This window comes from Streptomyces sp. NPDC088097, assembly GCF_044741845.1.
GTDB lineage: Bacteria > Actinomycetota > Actinomycetes > Streptomycetales > Streptomycetaceae > Streptomyces.
On record NZ_JBIUTJ010000004.1, the window covers coordinates 38934 to 55526 of the forward strand.

Below are 16593 nucleotides of genomic sequence, written 5' to 3' on the forward strand. Positions count from 1 at the left end.
CGCGGGTCAGTGGCTGGTGGCCTTCTCGTACGCCGATACGACTTCCTCGGTGGGCCCGTCCATCAGGAGTTCGCCCTTTTCCAGCCACAGCACCCGGCTACAGGTGTCGCGGATGGAGTTGTTGTTGTGGCTCACCAGGAACACCGTTCCGGCCTTCTCCCGCAATTCGCGGATCCGGCCCTCGGAACGCACCTGGAACTTGCGGTCACCGGTGGCGAGCGCCTCGTCGATCATCAGCACGTCGTGGTCCTTGGCGGCCGCGATCGAGAAGCGCAGGCGCGCGGCCATGCCCGAGGAGTAGGTGCGCATCGGGAGGGAGATGAAGTCTCCCTTGTCGTTGATGCCGGAGAAGTCCACGATGCTCTCGTAGCGCTCCCTGACCTGCTCGCGGGTCATGCCCATCGCCAGACCGCCGAGGACGACGTTGCGTTCACCGGTGAGGTCGTTCATCAGCGCGGCGTTGACGCCGAGCAGCGAGGGCTGGCCGTCGGTGTAGACCTTGCCCGACTCGCAGGGCAGCAGGCCCGCGATGGCGCGCAGCAGGGTGGACTTGCCGGAGCCGTTGGAGCCGATGACGCCGATGGCCTCGCCGCGGTACGCCGTGAAGGAGACGCCCCGTACGGCGTGGACCCGGCGGACGCCCGGGGCGTCGCCCTTTCCGCGGCGCATGATCTTGCTGAGCGCCGCGGTGGCGCTGCCCCTGCCGGAGCTGCCCGTGTTGACGCGGTAGACGATGTGGACCTCGTCGGCGATGACGGTGGGCACGTTGGTCTTGATGATCTCAGCCACGGCCGTAACGCTCCTCAGCCTTCCAGAAGTACACGAAACCGCCCGCGCCGATGACGAGGGCCCAGCCGACCGCGAACAGCCAGACGTGGGGCGGCAGGTTCGACGCGCCGTAGCCGTCGATCAGGGCGAAGCGGACCAGGTCCATGTAGATCGCCGCCGGGTTCCACTGCAGGACGTCGGCGATCCAGGCCGGCTTGTCCTTCAGCATCTCGCTGATCGAGAACATGACGCCGGAGGCGTACATCCACGTGCGCGTGAGGAAGGGCATGAGCTGCGCGAGGTCGGGGGTCTTGGACCCCATGCGCGCGAAGATCAGGGCGAGCCCGGTGTTGAAGACGAACTGGAGCGCCAGGGTGGGGACGACCAGCAGCCAGGAGAGCTGCGGGTAGTTCCCGAAGGCGACCGCCACGACGAAGACGACGAGCATCGAGTACAGCAACTGCTGGAGTTGCTGCATCGAGAAGGAGATCGGCAGCGAGGCGCGCGGGAAGTGCAGCGCGCGGACGAGGCCGAGGTTGCCGGGGATCGCGCGGACGCCCGCCATCAGCGAGTTCTGGGTGAAGGTGAAGACGAAGATGCCCATCACCAGGAAGGGGATGTAGACCCCCTTCTCCATGCCGCGGCCGGCGTCCAGGATGAGGCCGAAGATCAGGTAGTAGACCAGCGCGTTGAGCAGCGGGGTCGCCACCTGCCAGATCTGCCCGAGCTTCGCCTGGCTGTACTGCGCCACCAGCTTGGCCCGGGAGAAGGCCATGATGAAGTGCCGCCGGCCCCAGAGCTGCCGCACGTACCCGCCCAGGGTGGGCCGGGCGCCGCTGACGGACAGGCCGTACTTCCTGGCGAGTTCCGCAGGGGTCAGTCCCGCGTCGTCGGACGGCGGCTTGCTCGTGGCGAGGGCGCCGTCGTGGGTTGTGTCACTCACAAGTTGAAACTTTCCGTCTTCAAGATGCGGCAGGAGGGCATCGGTCCGGAGCGCGGACCCGTGATCGGGCCCATGCTCCCAGACGCGAGCTTGTCAGATCACGGGCGGTCGGCCCAGCCGGGTCAGTCGCCAGACCGTGCGCCACTTCATCGGGCGTCGGGGGCCGCAGGGAGTGGTGCAACCTTCCTTGAACCCGCCGAACCACGCCTTGAGCGCCGGAGCGGACGGCCTGCGTACGAGCGTCAGCGCGAGCCAGACGCCCAGGTAGACCGGAACCAGCGGGGCGGGCAGGTTGCGGCGGGCGAGCCACACCCGGTTACGGGCAACCATACGGTGGTAGACCGCGTGCCGGGACGGGGCGGTCGTCGGGTGGAGCAGGACCATGTCCGCGCGGTAGTCGATCGACCACCCCGCGTCAAGGGCCCGCCAGGCGAGGTCGGTCTCCTCGTGGGCGTAGAAGAACTCCCCGGGCAGCGCCCCGACCTGCTCGAACACCGAGGTGCGGACGGCGTTCGCGCCGCCCAGGAAGGTGGTCACGCGGGAGGAGCGCATCGGGTCGGAGGCGCGCAGTCGCGGGACGTGACGGCGCTGGGTGGCGCCGGTGTCCGGGTCCGCGATGCGGAAGCTGACGATGCCCAGCTCCGGGTCCTCAGCGAAGGCCTGCCGGCACAGCTCGGCGGTGTCGGTGCGCTCCAGGAGGCCGTCGTCGTCGAGGAAGAGCAGGGCGTCGACCTCGCGGCCGCCGGGGCCGAAGGCCTCGATGCCGACGTTGCGCCCGCCGGGGATGCCCAGGTTCTCGGGCAGCGTGACCCCGCGGACGCCCTCGGGCAGCCCGGTGACCTCGACGCCCTGGCCGACGACGACGACCTCGACCCGCTCGCCGTCCTGGCGGGCGACCGAGTCGAGCAGCGCCTTCAGCTCGTCGGGACGGTTGCCCATGGTGATGATCACGGCGCCCAGCCGCATCGGCACACTCACTTCAGCCTGCTGGAGGCGAGGATCGACACCAGGTGCAGCACCGTCTGGAGCAGGGCGATGCCCGCCAGGACGGCGACGCCGAGCCGGGAGAAGAACAGGTCGCCGCGGATCTGGTCCGCGACGGCCAGCACCAGGATGAGGAGGGAGGCCTCGATGCCGAGGACGAGGCGGTGGAACTTGAGCGCGGCCGCGGCCCGGCGGGCGAGCGCCATGCCGGAGGAGCGCGGCTCGGCGGCCGACTCCTGGACGGGCGCCTTGCCGGTCTGGTGACGGGCGACGCCGACCAGGTCGGTCTCCGCCTTGATCAGGATCGCGCCGAGCGCGGCCAGGGTGCCGAGGAAGGCCCACAGCCAGTCGATCCGCCCGCTGCCCCACAGGTCCGAGGCGCGCAGGCCGAAGCCCACCAGGACCGCCGCGTCGCACAGGTAGGCGCCGACGCGGTCGAGGTAGACGCCGGAGAGGGAGAACTGCTTCTTCCAGCGGGCCACCTCGCCGTCGACGCAGTCGAGCAGCAGGTACATCTGGACCGCGAGCACGCCGAGGACGGCGCCCCAGACGCCCGGCACCAGCAGGGCCGGGGCGGCGAGGACACCGGCGATCGTCATCACGTAGGTCAGCTGGTTCGGCGTGACCTTGGTGGTGACCAGGACGCGGGTGATGCGCAGGGAGACCTCGCGCATGTACAGGCGGCCGCCCCAGTGCTCCCCGCTGCGCCGGTCCTTCACGCCCGGGGGGTGAACGACGGGCCGGAGTTCAGCGATGGATGGTCTGGACATAGTCGGCGTATGCGTCCCTGATCTCGGCTGCGGACAGGTTGAGGTGCTCCAGGATCGTGAAGCGTCCCGGGCGGGTCTGGGGGGCGTACTCGACGGCCGCGACGAATTCGTCCACGCTGAACCCGATCTCCTCGGGCAGTACGGGCAGTCCGTGGCGGCGCAGGACCTCGACGAACAGTCCGGAGTGATCGGCGGCGCCGCGCAGGTGCATCGCGAAGGCGGCGCCGATGCCGACCTGCTCGCCGTGGAGCGCGGAGCGCCCCGGGTAGAGCAGGTCGAAGGCGTGGCTGATCTCGTGGCAGGCGCCGGACGACGGGCGGCTGTCGCCGCTGATCGACATGGCGATGCCGGAGAGGACCAGTGCCTCGGAGAGCACGGTGAGGAACTCGTCGTCCCCGCAGCCGCCGGGGTGGCGCAGGACGGACTCGCCGGCCGTACGGGCCATGGCCGCGGCCAGGCCGTCCACGGCCTCGCCGGTGACCCGGTGGGAGAGCTCCCAGTCGGCGATCGCGGAGATGTTGGAGATCGCGTCGCCGATGCCGGCGCGGATGAACCGCACCGGGGCGTCCTTGATCACGTCCAGGTCGATCACCATGGCGATCGGCGTGGGCACGCCGTAGGAGCCGCGCCCGTTGTCGTTGTCCAGGATGGACACCGGGGAGCAGATCCCGTCGTGGGAGAGGTTGGTGGCCACGGCCACCATCGGCAGGCCGACCCGCGCCGCAGCGTATTTCGCCACGTCGATGATCTTTCCGCCGCCCAGGCCCACGACGGCGTCGTAGCGGCGACCCTTTATGTCGTCGGCCAGTTTGACCGCCGAGTCGATGGTGCCGTCGACGACCGGGTACCAGTCGGCGTGCGGCAGGACGGGCTCCAGCTTGGCGCGCAGCGCCTGTCCGGAGCCCCCGCTGATCGCGATGGCGAGCTTGCCGGACGCGGAGATGCGCTGGTCGGCGAGGAGCCCGGCCAGATCGTCCATCGCCCCCCGGCTGATGTCGACGACAACGGGCGAGGGGATCAGCCGTGTCAGTACTGGCATGCGATCGTCCGGCCCTTGGCGAGGTCGTCGTGGTTGTCGATCTCCACCCACTTGATGTCCCCGATGGGGGCCACGTCGATGGTGAAGCCGTCGTTCACGAGCTGCTGGTAGCCGTCCTCGTAGTAGAGGTCGGGGTCCCGCTCGAAGGTGGTCTTCAGGGCCTCGGCGAGCTGTTCGGCGGCCTCGGGCTCGATGAGGGTGACGCCGATGTACTCGCCGGTCGCGTCGGACGGATCCATCAGCTTGGTGATCTTCCGCACGCCCTGACCCTCGGCGGTGACGACCTTCATCTCCTCGTCGGCCAGGTTCTTGACCGTGTCGAGGGCGAGGATGATCTTCTTGCCGTCGCCGCGGGCGGCGAGCAGGGTCCTCTCGACCGAGACGGGGTGGACGGTGTCGCCGTTGGCGAGGATCACGCCCTGCTTGAGGACGTCACGCGCGCACCACAGGGAGTAGGCGTTGTTCCACTCCTCGGCCTTGTCGTTGTCGATCAGCGTGATCTTGACCCCGTACTTGGCCTCCAGGGCCTCGCGGCGCTCGTACACGGCCTCCTTGCGGTAGCCGACGACGATCGCGACCTCGGTGAGGCCGACCTCCGCGAAGTTGCCCAGGGTCAGGTCGAGAACCGTCAGGCTCTCCTCCCGGCCCTCGGGGCCGACGGGCACGAGGGCCTTGGGGAGGGTGTCGGTGTAGGGACGCAGGCGGCGTCCGGCACCGGCGGCGAGGACAAGGCCGATCATGCTGGTTCTCCTTCGTCATGTACGGCGGGTGCTCCGGTGGAGACCCAGAAGCGGATGCTCTCCACGAGCACCACCAGTGCCACGAACACGGCCGTGGCCGTGAGCGCGACGGGGAACGCGTCACGGGCGAGGACGGCGGCCAGGACCACGGTCAGCAGGACCCGGCCCTCGTGGCCGCCGGTCGTCCGCACCAGCCAGTGCGGGGGCGCGTCCGAGCCACCGCGGATGCGGTAGACCGTGTCGTAGTGATGGTAGGCGACCGCCGCGACCAGTCCGAATGCGGCGGGAAGGGCTCCCGGAACGTCCGCCCGGGCGGCGAGCGCGAGCACCGTCACGTATTCGGCGAACCGGAAGAACGGCGGGATCAGCCAGTCGAGGGGGCCCTTGAGGGGCCGTGCGACCGCCACCGCGGAGGCCAGGACGTAGACCACCGCCGTCGCGATCAGCCACGGGTCGCCGTACTCCCGGGTGGCGGCCGCGCCGGCCATCAGCAGCGCGGCACCTCCCGCCAACCACACCGCCGCGCGGTCGGGCCGCTTGCCCGGTCGGGGGGAGCCGGTCCAGGCGAGGACGCCGGAATCGGCGAGGTCGGCCAGGGCGAGCGCCGCCCGATCGGTCCGGGTCGCCTTGCGGGTCAGGGAGCGCAGGACGCGGCCCGCGGTGGTGTAGAGCGCGCCGAAGGCGCAGCCGATCAGGAGGGCGTAGAAGACGATCCGGGGGGTGGTGAAGGCGGTCAGGACCGCGATCATCGCCCAGCGCTCACCGATCGGGAGGATGATCATCCGTCTGACCCAGACCGTCCAGCCTACGCTGTCGAGCCGGTCGGACAGGGCGGCCGTGGGGCTCGTGTTCGCCGTCGCGTCGTGGTTCGCCTCGTTGAAGGAGAAGTCGACGACGTGCCGGCAGGTCATCAGGATCATCGCGCCCAGGGCGAGGCCCCAGACGTCGTCCCCGTCGCGGGCCGCGCCGAGCGCGAGGCCCGCGTAGAAGGCGTACTCCTTCGCGCGGTCGAAGGTCGCGTCGAGCCAGGCGCCCAGCGTCGAGTACTGGAGCGAGTAGCGGGCGAGCTGCCCGTCGGTGCAGTCCAGGACGAAGGAGAGGAGCAGCAGCACACCGGCCGCCACGTACCCCCAGCGCTCGCCGGTCGCCGCGCAGCCGGCCGCGACCAGGGCGGTGAGCAGCGAGGCCGTGGTGACCTGGTTCGGGGTCAGTCCCCGGCGGGCGCACCAGCGGGCGATGTAGCGCGAGTACGGGCTGATGAAGAAGGTGGTGAAGAAACCGTCGCGGGACTTCACAGCGGTGCGCAGCCGCACGGCCTCGTCGTCCACCGCCGCGACCGCGGCCAGGGCCTCGGCGCGCTCGGCCCCGTTGGCGGGCACGGCCGCGACGAGGGTGCCCAGCTCGGGCCGGCGCACCGGGGTCCCGGCGGCCTCCACGGCGGCGGCGAGCCGGTCCGCGTAGGGCTCGGCGTCACCGCCCCCCGCGACGACCCGCCCGGCCGCCCGGTCGAGGGCCGCGCGGCCCTCCGGCAGGACGGCGAGGGCGCCGGTGACGGCGCAGGCCTCGAAGCGGGGGTCGGTCAGGGCCAGGCGCAGCGCGTGCGGGTGGCCGACGAAGGCGCTGTCGACGACGGCCACGCGGCGGCCGGTCGGTACGCCGGCGAGGACGGCGGCGGTGTCTTCGGGACCGGCGGCCGGGCGGACGTCGAACCCGAGCGAGCGGAGCTCGTCTTCAAGCGGTGATCCGGGGACCGGCGGGCCGGTGAGGATGACGGTCGACAGACGGACTCACTCCTTGCGACGAACACTCTCTGCGGGCGCCGGCTCGGGTCGCCCGGTGGGGCGGCGGCACGTCGGCAGAGGCTATCGGATGAATGGAAGCCCGCATTCACCAGCCGTTCGGCCCCCATTGGCCCCGGATGTTACGGTGGATGACGGCGCGTACGAATTCCGTAAACGTGCCCGACATCCCTGATGTGGCCTTTGCCGCGGATGGCCTGGAACGCAGAGAAGAGGTGGGGTTGATGACCGTCGCAGTCGTCGCCGCCGTGCGCAGCGAACTCCGGTACGTCCCCTTCCTTTCCTTCCGGGCATCCGGCCGGGGCTGATCCGAGCGACCTCCCCGCGTCGGCCGGAGCCCCCTTCACCCGAGGGTTCACGTTGACCGACCAGGACGACACCACTTCTTCCGCTTCTCCTTCCGCCGGTTCTGCCGGTTCTTTGGGCTCCGCCGGTTCCGCCGGTTCTGACGCTTCCGACGCTTCCGACGCTTCCGACGCTTCCGACGCGGCGTTCTTCGCCGCGTTCATGCAGCTGCACCACGGCCTGCCCCGGCAGTCGCCCGGCTCCGACGCCACCACCCGTCACCTGCTGTCCCTGTGCGGACCGCTGCCCGAGCGGGCGCGCGTCCTCGACCTAGGGTGTGGGCCGGGCCGCAGCGCCCTGTTGCTCGCCGCCGAGGCGGGCGGCGCCGGCCTCGCCGAGGTGACCGCCGTTGACCTCCACGAGCCGTTCCTCGACGAGCTGCGCACCGCCGCCGGCGAGCGCGGGCTCGCCGACCGGGTCCGTCCCGTGCGGGGCGACATGGGCGCGCTGCCCTTCCCGGACAGGTCCGTCGACCTGGTGTGGGCCGAGGGCTCCGCCTACCTGATCGGCTTCGACCGGGCGCTCGCCGAGTGGAAGCGCCTCCTCGCGCCCGGCGGCACGCTCGTGATCACCGAGTGCGAGTGGACCGCCGAGCGGCCCTCGGACGGGGTCCGGGCCTTCTGGGACCCCCAGTACCCGCTGCGCTCCACCGCCCGCAACCTCGCCGCCGCCCAGGCGGCCGGGTACCGGGTGTTGGGCACCCACCTCCAGCCCGATTCCGACTGGGCCGAGTACTACGGCCCGATCGGGGACCGGGTCCGCGCCGCCGGCGCCTCCGCGGCTTTCGGGCCCGGGGCTTCGGCGGCCGGGGCTTCCGCGCTGGAATCCGTACGCGAGGAGCTGCGCGTGCGGGAGCTGTACGGGCACGAGTACGGCTACACCGGGCACGTCCTGACGCCCGTCACGGCGGGCGGGGACGGACGGTGGCCGGTCCGTCCGGAGACCCCCGCGGACGGGCCCGCCGTCCGGGGCGTCAACCTGGCGGCCTTCGACACCCCGCTGGAGGCCGACCTCGTGGACGCCCTGCGCGCCGACGGGTCCTGGCTGCCGGGGCTCTCGTACGTCGCCGAGGGTCCGGGCGGGGCGGTGGCGGCGCACGCCCTGCTGACGCGGTGCGAGGTCGACGGCGCGCCGGCCCTCGCCCTGGCCCCCGTCGCGACGGATCCCGCGCTCCAACGCTCGGGCGCCGGCAGCGCGGTCGTACGGGCGCTGCTCGCGGCGGCCCGGGAACGCGGGGAATCCCTGGTCCTGGTGCTGGGGCACCCCGCCTACTACCCGCGGTTCGGGTTCGTGCCGGCGTCGCGGTTCGGGATCCGGGCGCCCTTCGAGGTGCCGGACGGCGCGATGATGGCGCTGGTGCTGGACGATTGCGTTCCGGTCCCGTCGGGCACGATCACCTACGCGGCCCCGTTCGGCGTCTGACGCCCGGCGCGGCTGGCGCCCGCGCGTGGTGAACCGTCCGCCCTCCGTCGCTTATCACGCGACGGGGGGCAGACATGCGCGGATCGCCGAAGTGGGGACAAGCCTCTTTTGTACGGCAGACTGAAGGTCGAAGTCCGACGCGAAGGATGGGTATGCCGACCACACCAGCCACCGACGCCAACAGCGCGTCCCCCGGCACCGGATCTCAGGAATCGATCATGCTCGAACTGGTCGACGAGTCCGGCGAAACCATCGGCACGGCGGAGAAACTCGCCGCCCATCAGGCCCCCGGTCTGTTGCACCGGGCGTTCTCCGTCTTCCTCTTCGACGAGCAGGGCAGGCTGCTGCTCCAGCAGCGCGCCCTCGGGAAGTACCACTCCCCCGGCGTCTGGTCGAACACCTGCTGCGGTCACCCGTACCCCGGCGAGTCCCCGTTCGCGGCGGCGGCCCGGCGTACGCACGAGGAGTTGGGGCTGTCGCCCTCGCTGCTCGCGGCGGCGGGGACGGTGCGCTACAACCACCCGGACCCCGCGTCCGGACTGGTCGAGCAGGAGTACAACCACCTTTTCGTGGGACTTGCCCAGTCGGCGCTCACGCCGGATCCCGAAGAGGTGGGAGACACCGCCTACGTCACGGCCGAGGAGCTGGCGAAGCGCCACGCGGAGGTGCCGTTCTCCGCGTGGTTCATGACGGTGCTGGACGCGGCGCGGCCCGCGATCCGCGAGCTGACCGGTGACGCGGCGGGCTGGTAGCCGCCGTAGCACCGGGCGCCGACGCTCCGGTCCCCGCGGTCAGACCGCGGGGGCCGGCTCGGTGAGCGGGAGGGCCGCCCAGATGACCTTGCCGCCGGTCGAGGTGTGTTCCACGTCGCACACGCCGCCGGCTTCCAGGGTGATCTCGCGGACCAGCAGCAGGCCCCGACCGCCGGTCTGGCCGAAGTCGGCCTCCAGCGCCTTGGGCCGGTACGGGTGGTTGTCCTCGACGGCGACCCGGACCCAAGAGCGGCCGATCGCGACCTCGACGGCCACCTCGGGGGAGAGCAGGGCCGCGTGCCGCACCGAGTTCGTCACCAGTTCGGAGACGATCAGCAGCAGGGAGTAGACCAGGTCCTGGTGGGCCGGCACCCCTTGGCGGCCGAGCAGGTCGCGGACCGCCCGGCGGGCCTGCGGAACGGATTCTTCTACCGCGGGCGCGGTGAAGCGCCACACTCCCTCGTAGGCGAGGGGGTCCGCCGGAGCGGGCGCCTCCCCCGCGTCGGCTGGCGGGACGCTCCCGCTGTCGTTCATCTTCCGGCCCCCGTCTTCACGCTCGATCGTCTCCACGCGTCAAGAGTGGGGAACAGCCCGGTGCGGACCGAACCGCTGACCAGAAGTCAGCATCATTCGGACGCTTTTTGACCACTGGCGTATGACAGAGTCAGTTGTGCGACCGTTCCTGATCCGTCGCGGGCCCCTTGCCGGCCGTCTCCCCCGCCCCGTCCACCGCACCCGACGCCGGGACCGGGGCCGCCGCGACCGTGTCCTCCCTGACCAGGCCGAGGATCCGCCGGGCGCCCGTGCCCAGCACGATCAGGCTGAGCCCGTCGAACAGCAGGGCGAGCGAGAAGAACGCTCCGATCACGTACTGGCTGCTGCCGGGCCATCCCCAGAGCACCAGGATGCCGAGGAGGACGCCGAAGGCGCCTTGGACCAGGCTCATCCCGAGGTTGGGACCGCGCACCACGAGGGAGCCCACGAGGCGGAAGAGTCCGGCGGTCAGGAACAGCAGGGCGGCGAACATGGTGAGCGCCTCGGCGCTGGCCTCGGGGCGCCGCAGGACCACGAGCCCGGCCGCGATGTTGATGGCCGCGACGATCACGGCGAGCCAGAAGTGGTTGGTCTTGCGCGCCTGCACCGCCTGCGCGAGGCCTACGACACCGCCGATCAGCAGCAGCCAACCGAAGAGGAACATCGAGGTCAGGGTGGCCAGGCCGGTGTAGACCAGGCCTACCAGACCGGCGATGACGAGGATCACCCCGAGCAGGGCCAGCAGCCCGAAGCCGCGGCTGAGCTTCTTCTTGTCCTGCTTCGACCGCTTGTCCTGCTTCGAGCGCGGGGGGACGCGGTCGTCGGAGGAGAGGCGGTCGGACCGATCGGCGCCCATGGGCGTGCCACCTTTCAGCACCCCCCGGGGACGGACTCCCCTTGATCATAGGAGCGTGGGCCCGGGATAGCATCCGGCCCATGGACGCAGCCCTCCACTCCGACGTGACCGACGGCGTGGCCACCGTCGTGATCTCGCACCCCGCCAAGCGCAACGCCATGACGGCCCCCATGTGGCGGGCCCTGCCGCCGCTGCTGGCCGACCTGGCCGCCGATCCCGACGTACGGGTGCTCGTGCTGACCGGGGCCGGCTCGACCTTCTGCGCGGGCGCCGACATCTCCACCCTCACCAGCCCCGGCGAGGACGATCCGCAAACCCTCGCGGTGGCGGCGGAGGAGGCCCTCGCCGCCTTTCCCAAGCCGACGGTGGCGGCGATCCGCGGCTTCTGCGTCGGCGGCGGAAGCCAGCTGGCGGCGGCCTGCGACCTGCGGTTCGGCGAGGAGGGATCGTCCTTCGGAGTGACCCCGGCGAGGCTCGGGATCGTCTACCCGGCCTCCTCCACACGGCGGTTGGCCTCGGTGGTCGGCCCGTCGTGGGCCAAGTACCTCTTGTTCTCCGCCGAGTTGATCGGGGCCGACACCGCCCTTCGGGCCGGTTTCCTGAACGAGCTGCTCCCGGCGGGTCAACTCGACAAGCGGGTCGCCGAGTTCACCCGGATCCTCACCACGCGCTCGCACCTCACCCAGGCCGCCGCGAAGGAGTTCGCGGACGGCCGCACCGACCGGGACGACCACTGGGCGGAGCAGGCCGCCACCAGCGGCGACACCGCCGAGGGCGTCGCCGCCTTCCTCGAACGCCGCAGCCCCACCTTCACCTGGCCGTCACCGGCCCAGGACGTCAGGGCCCAGGTGTACTGAGCTAGGCCCTCGTCGCCCGCAGTCGCGCGACGATCTCCGCCGGGGCCTTCTGCGGGGAACCAGCGTCGTAGGGCGGCTGGGGGTCGTACTCGCACATCAGCTGGACCGTCTGCGCGTACGCGTCGCCGGCGATCCGACCGAGCAGGCCGAGGCCCATGTCGATGCCGGAGGACACCCCGGCGGCGGTGACGTACTTGCCGTCGTAGACCACCCGCTCGCCGGTGGGCTCCGCCCCGAAGGCGGGCAGCCGGTCGAGGTAGAGCCAGTGGCTCGCGGCCCGGCGGCCCTCCAGCAGGCCGGCGGCGGCGAGCAGCAGCGAACCGGTGCAGACGGAGGTGGTCCAGGTGGTGGTGGCGTCGACGGCGCGCAACCAGTCGAGGACGGCCGGGTTCTCCATCTCCGCCTCGGGGTGCGGGCCGCCCGGCACCACGACGATGTCGGGTCGCGTCACCTCGTCCAGGCCCTTGTCGGCGACGAGCGCCAGCGAGCCGGAGTCGGTCCGGACGGGCCCGGGGCGCTCGGAGACGAACACGGTCTCGGCGCCGTCGAGCCGGCCGAGGGTCTCGTAGGGGCCGATGGCGTCGAGGGCGGTGAAGCGGTCGTAGAGCAGTACGGCGATCTGCATGGCTCCTCCGGAGCGGTGGAAGGGTGCACCGCTCGGGGCGGTGCGGGACTGTTCGGGGCCGCGCGGCCGAAGCGGCGGGGTCGGTGGGCTCAGTGGGGGTGCGCGGTCGGGCGGCCGAAGCGGCGGCGGTATTCGGCCGGGGACTGTCCCAGGGCACGGGCGAAGGCCCGGCGCAGCGCCTCCGGGGTGCCGTAGCCGCAGGCCCGGGAGACCTGGGCGACGCCCTGCGCCCCGTCCTCCAGGAGCCGGCGGGCGTGTTCGACCCGGACCCGTTCCACGTACCGTCCCGGGGTCACGCCCGTCTCGGCCTGGAAGGCCCGCGCGAAGTGCCGGGGTGAGAGCCCGGCCCGCGCCGCGAGGGCCTCCACGCCCAGGTCCGCGCCCGGATTCTCGGTGATCCAGTGCTGCACCTCCCGCAACGGCTCCCGCCGGGCGGTCTGCGCGGCGAGCTGGGCGCTGAACTGGGCCTGGTTCCCGGGCCTGCGCAGGAAGACCACCAGGTGGCGCGCGACCAGCAGGGCCACGTCCCGCCCGAGGTCCTCCTCGACCAGCGCCAGGGCCAGGTCGATCCCGGCGGTGACCCCCGCCGAGGTGGCGACGCGGCCGTCCCGGACGTAGATGGGGTCCGGTTCGACGCTCACCCGGGGGTAGTCGCGGGCCATCTGCGCGCACACGCTCCAGTGGGTCGTCGCCCGGAGCCCGTCCAGGAGGCCGGCCTCCGCCAGGACCAGTCCCCCGGTGCAGACCGACACCAGCCGGCCCGCGCCCGGACCGTGCGCGCGCAGCCAGTCGGTGAGCGGCGGTGCGAAGTCGCCCGTGTAGCGGCCGCCGGGGACCAGCAGCGTGGTCCCGGGGCCGGGCCGGGCGCTCTCCAGGTCCCCGTCGGCGAGGAGGCCGAGGCCGCTGCTCGTGCGGACCGGCGCGCCGCCCATCGACACCGTCCGGACCGTGTAGCCGTCCCCGCGCACCGCCCGGCCCGCCCCGCTGAACACCTCGACGGGGCCGGTCACGTCCAGGCTCTGCACCCCGTCGTAGAGGACGACGAGCACGTCTCGCTGCGGCATGTACCCATCCTGCGACCCGGCCCCGATGGCCGCAATGACGGGCATCCCACCTATCCGGCCATCGCGGCGGGAGTGCGATCCTGTTCCGGCACGCCGAACGCATCCGCCCCTCCCGGAGCACGCCCTGAACCCCGTCCTCGCCGCCTCCCTGTCCGTCGCCCTCCTGCTGGGGGTGCTGGGCTTCGCCGTGGTGCGTCCGCGCGGGCTCCCGGAGGCGGCGGCAGCCGTGCCCGCGGCCGGGCTGCTCGTCGGCGTCGGGGCGGTGTCACCCGCCGACGCATGGGCCCAGGTACGGGAACTGCTGCCCGTGGTCGGGTTCCTCGCCGTGATCCTGGCCCTCGCCCAGCTGTGCGCGGACGAGGGGCTCTTCCGGGCGGCCGGGGCGGCGGTGGCCCGGCGAGCGGCCGGGCGCGGTCCGGCGGGGCTGCTCGGCGGGGTGTTCCTGGTGGCTTCGGCGGTCACGGCGACGCTCAGCCTGGACGCGACGGTGGTGTTGCTGACCCCGGTGGTGCTGGCCACGGCTGCCCGGCTCGGGGCCCGGCCCCGGCCGCACGTGTTCGCCACCGCGCACCTGGCGAACACGGCCTCGCTGCTCCTTCCGGTGTCCAACCTGACGAACCTGCTGGCCTTCGCCGCCAGCGGGCTCACCTTCACCCGGTTCGCGGCGCTGATGGCCCTGCCGTGGGCGGTGGCGATCGGCGTCGAGTACCTGGTGTTCCGCCCCTTCTTCCGGGCGGACCTGGCGGCGCCGCCCGAGCACGTGCCCGGTGCGGCCGAGCCGGCGCCGGTGCCGCGGTTCGCCCTCGTGGTGCTGCTCCTGACCCTGGCGGGCTTCGCCGTGACCTCCTTCGCGGGGGCGAGTCCGGCGTGGGCGGCGCTGGCGGGCACGCTGGTCCTGGCCGTACGGGCGCTGCGGCGCCGGGAGACGACCCCGCGCCGGGTGCTGACCTCGGCCGCGCCCGCCTTCTGCCTGTTCGTCCTGGCCCTCGGGGTCGTCGTACGGGCGGTGGTGGACCACGGGCTGGGCGACGGGCTGGCCCGGGTGCTGCCCGCCGGGGACTCGCTGCCCGCGCTGCTCGCGATCGCGGGAGTGGCCGCCGTACTGGCCAACCTGATCAACAACCTGCCCGCCGTCCTCGCCCTGCTCCCGCTGGCCGCCCCCGGCGGCGCGGGGCCGGTGCTGGCGGTGCTGATCGGGGTCAACATCGGACCCAACCTGACGTACGCGGGCTCACTGGCCACCCTCCTGTGGCGGCGGCTGTTGCAGGCGCACGGCGAACGCGTCGGGCTCGGGGAGTTCACCCGGCTCGGGCTCCTGACCACCCCGGCCGCCGTGGCCGCCGCGGTGAGCGCCCTCTGGGCCGGCCTCCACGTCCTCGGGCCGTAGGCCCTGTCGAGGGGCCCTGGGCCGGCCCGGACGGGAGGGCGCGGGGCGCGGATAGGATCGGGGCATCATGACTGCAACCCTCGTCGCCAAGAACCTCACCGCCGCGCACGGTGAGCGCACGCTCTTCGCCGATCTCGACCTCGTCGTCGCGCCCGGCGACGTCATCGGACTCGTCGGCGTCAACGGCGCCGGGAAGTCCACCCTGCTGCGGATGCTCGCCGGGCTGGACGCGCCCGAGACCGGGGAGACGCGCCTGTCGCCGCCCGGCGCCGCCGTCGGGCACCTCCCGCAGGAGCCCGAGCGGCGTCCCGGGGAGTCGGTGCGGGAGTTCCTGGCCCGGCGCACCGGCGTCGCCGCCGCGCAGGCCGCGCTCGACGAGGCCACGCAGGGCCTGGTCGACGGGGTCCCGGGCGCGGACGACGCGTACGCTGACACCCTCGACCGGTGGCTGGACCTCGGCGGCGCCGACCTCGACGAGCGGGCCCAGGAGGTCGCCGACGAGCTGGGCCTGTCCGTCGGCCTGGACCTCCCGATGGCCGCCCTCTCCGGCGGGCAGGCCGCCCGCGCGGGGTTGGCCTCGCTGCTGCTGTCGCGCTACGACGTGTTCCTCCTCGACGAGCCCACCAACGACCTCGACCTGGCCGGTCTGGAACGCCTGGAGCGGTTCGTGACGGGGCTGCGCGCCGGCACGGTCGTCATCAGCCACGACCGCGAGTTCCTCGCGCGCACCGTGACCAAGGTGCTCGAACTCGACCTGGCCCAGCAGCAGATCAACCTCTACGGCGGCGGCTACGAGTCCTACCTGGAGGAGCGCGAGCGCGCCCGCGGCCACGCCCGCGAGGAGTTCGAGGAGTACGCGGGCAAGAAGTCCGCGCTCGAAGGCCGGGCGCAGATGCAGCGCAACTGGATGGACAAAGGCGTGCGCAACGCCCGGCGCAAGGCGTCCGACAACGACAAGATCGGCAAGAACCTGCGCGGCGAGTCCAGCGAGAAGCAGGCCGCCAAGGCCCGGCAGACGCAGCGCGCCATCGAGCGCCTGGACGTGGTCGAGGAGCCGCGCAAGGAGTGGGAGCTGCACATGGAGATCGCGGCGGCCCCGCGCTCCGGCTCGGTGGTCGCCACCCTGCGCGAAGCCGCCGTCCGCCGGGGCGAGTTCGACTTCGGCCCGGCCAGCCTCCAGATCGACTGGGCGGACCGGGTGGCGATCACCGGGGCCAACGGCGCCGGCAAGTCCACCCTGCTCGCGGTGCTGCTCGGCCGGCTCGCCCCGGCATCGGGCTCCGCGACGCTCGGTTCGGGCGTGCTGATCGGCGAGGTCGATCAGGCGCGCGGCCTGTTCCTCGGGGACGAGCCGCTGCTGGAGGCCTTCTGCGCGGCGGTTCCGGACACCGAGCCCGCGGAAGTCCGCACCCTGCTGGCCAAGTTCGGCCTGAAGGCCGTGCACGTGCTGCGTCCGGCGGCCACGCTCTCCCCCGGCGAGCGGACCCGGGCGGCCCTGGCTCTGCTCCAGGGGCGCGGGGTGAACCTCCTCGTGCTGGACGAGCCGACGAACCACCTGGACCTGCCGGCGATCGAGCAGCTGGAGGCGGCCCTGGAGTCCTACGAGGGCACCCTGCTGTTGGTCACCCACGACCGGCGCATGCTGGAGGCGGTCCAGGTGACCCGCCGCCTGGAGGTCTCGGACGGCAAGGTCACGGAGCTGTAGCCC

Annotated in this window: 17 protein-coding genes; 6 read left to right on the forward strand and 11 right to left on the reverse strand. The window is 72.5% G+C overall.

Annotated elements, in window-relative coordinates; genetic code table 11:
* Positions 1-6: 6 nt before the first annotated feature.
* The 7 genes from ACIOD1_RS14260 to ACIOD1_RS14290 form a co-directional block, all read right to left on the reverse strand.
* Positions 7-789 carry an ABC transporter ATP-binding protein gene (locus tag ACIOD1_RS14260; protein WP_365618685.1) on the reverse strand — a complete coding sequence of 261 codons (783 nt, stop codon included), beginning with the start codon at positions 787-789 and terminating at the stop codon, positions 7-9.
* Positions 782-1711 carry an ABC transporter permease gene (locus tag ACIOD1_RS14265; RefSeq protein ID WP_365618688.1) on the reverse strand — a complete coding sequence of 310 codons (930 nt, stop codon included), beginning with the start codon at positions 1709-1711 and terminating at the stop codon, positions 782-784. The genes ACIOD1_RS14260 and ACIOD1_RS14265 overlap by 8 nt, the downstream gene beginning before the upstream one ends.
* A 93-nt stretch (positions 1712-1804) precedes the next feature.
* Complete coding sequence (locus tag ACIOD1_RS14270) at positions 1805-2677, reverse strand: glycosyltransferase family 2 protein (protein ID WP_401903044.1); 873 nt, start codon at positions 2675-2677, stop codon at positions 1805-1807.
* Positions 2678-2685: 8 nt separating this feature from the next.
* Complete coding sequence (locus ACIOD1_RS14275; RefSeq protein WP_365618694.1) at positions 2686-3465, reverse strand: CDP-alcohol phosphatidyltransferase family protein; 780 nt, start codon at positions 3463-3465, stop codon at positions 2686-2688.
* Positions 3443-4504: an iron-containing alcohol dehydrogenase family protein gene (locus tag ACIOD1_RS14280; protein ID WP_365618697.1), complete on the reverse strand. Its 1062-nt coding sequence runs from the start codon at positions 4502-4504 to the stop codon at positions 3443-3445. Before ACIOD1_RS14280 ends, ACIOD1_RS14275 begins: the two co-directional genes overlap by 23 nt.
* Positions 4492-5244, reverse strand: coding sequence for a phosphocholine cytidylyltransferase family protein (locus ACIOD1_RS14285; protein WP_365618699.1), 753 nt, complete (start codon positions 5242-5244; stop codon positions 4492-4494). Before ACIOD1_RS14285 ends, ACIOD1_RS14280 begins: the two co-directional genes overlap by 13 nt.
* The gene (locus ACIOD1_RS14290) at positions 5241-7025 is read right to left on the reverse strand and encodes a DUF5941 domain-containing protein (protein ID WP_401903046.1); all 1785 of its coding nucleotides are present in this window, start codon (positions 7023-7025) and stop codon (positions 5241-5243) included. The genes ACIOD1_RS14285 and ACIOD1_RS14290 overlap by 4 nt, the downstream gene beginning before the upstream one ends.
* Positions 7026-7174: 149 nt before the next feature.
* Here ACIOD1_RS14290 and ACIOD1_RS14295 point away from each other — a divergent pair, with 149 nt between their 5' ends.
* From ACIOD1_RS14295 to idi, 3 genes are all read left to right on the forward strand, one after another.
* Positions 7175-7351, forward strand: a complete 177-nt coding sequence (locus ACIOD1_RS14295) for a hypothetical protein (protein ID WP_401902406.1) — start codon at positions 7175-7177, stop codon at positions 7349-7351.
* Positions 7352-7550: 199 nt separating this feature from the next.
* On the forward strand, positions 7551-8810 hold the full coding sequence (locus tag ACIOD1_RS14300) for a GNAT family N-acetyltransferase (protein WP_401902408.1): 1260 nt from the start codon (positions 7551-7553) through the stop codon (positions 8808-8810).
* 152 nt (positions 8811-8962) lie between these two features.
* A complete protein-coding gene (gene idi / locus ACIOD1_RS14305) occupies positions 8963-9562 on the forward strand; it encodes an isopentenyl-diphosphate Delta-isomerase (protein ID WP_365618708.1) in 600 nt (199 codons plus the stop codon).
* Positions 9563-9601: 39 nt separating this feature from the next.
* Here the strand turns inward: idi and ACIOD1_RS14310 are convergent, their stop codons facing one another.
* The gene (locus ACIOD1_RS14310; RefSeq protein WP_401903049.1) at positions 9602-10096 is read right to left on the reverse strand and encodes an ATP-binding protein; all 495 of its coding nucleotides are present in this window, start codon (positions 10094-10096) and stop codon (positions 9602-9604) included.
* A 130-nt stretch (positions 10097-10226) separates the two neighbouring features.
* Complete coding sequence (locus tag ACIOD1_RS14315) at positions 10227-10952, reverse strand: HdeD family acid-resistance protein (RefSeq protein WP_401902410.1); 726 nt, start codon at positions 10950-10952, stop codon at positions 10227-10229.
* A gap of 80 nt (positions 10953-11032) precedes the next feature.
* On the opposite strand from ACIOD1_RS14315, the gene ACIOD1_RS14320 reads away from it, so the two are divergent.
* Entirely contained in the window at positions 11033-11809 is a 777-nt protein-coding gene (locus ACIOD1_RS14320) for an enoyl-CoA hydratase/isomerase family protein (protein ID WP_401902411.1), read from the forward strand.
* Position 11810: 1 nt separating this feature from the next.
* Here ACIOD1_RS14320 and ACIOD1_RS14325 read toward each other — a convergent pair whose 3' ends face one another.
* Positions 11811-12434 (reverse strand): DJ-1/PfpI family protein, encoded by a 624-nt coding sequence (locus ACIOD1_RS14325; protein ID WP_365618717.1) that lies wholly within the window; start codon positions 12432-12434, stop codon positions 11811-11813.
* 89 nt (positions 12435-12523) lie between these two features.
* Positions 12524-13498 (reverse strand): GlxA family transcriptional regulator, encoded by a 975-nt coding sequence (locus ACIOD1_RS14330; RefSeq protein ID WP_365618720.1) that lies wholly within the window; start codon positions 13496-13498, stop codon positions 12524-12526.
* 34 nt (positions 13499-13532) lie between these two features.
* Between ACIOD1_RS14330 and ACIOD1_RS14335 the strand changes: the two genes are divergently transcribed.
* Positions 13533-14885, forward strand: coding sequence for an SLC13 family permease (locus ACIOD1_RS14335; RefSeq protein WP_401903052.1), 1353 nt, complete (start codon positions 13533-13535; stop codon positions 14883-14885).
* Between the two features lie 67 nt (positions 14886-14952).
* A complete protein-coding gene (locus ACIOD1_RS14340) occupies positions 14953-16590 on the forward strand; it encodes an ABC-F family ATP-binding cassette domain-containing protein (protein WP_365618723.1) in 1638 nt (545 codons plus the stop codon).
* Positions 16591-16593 lie beyond the last annotated feature (3 nt).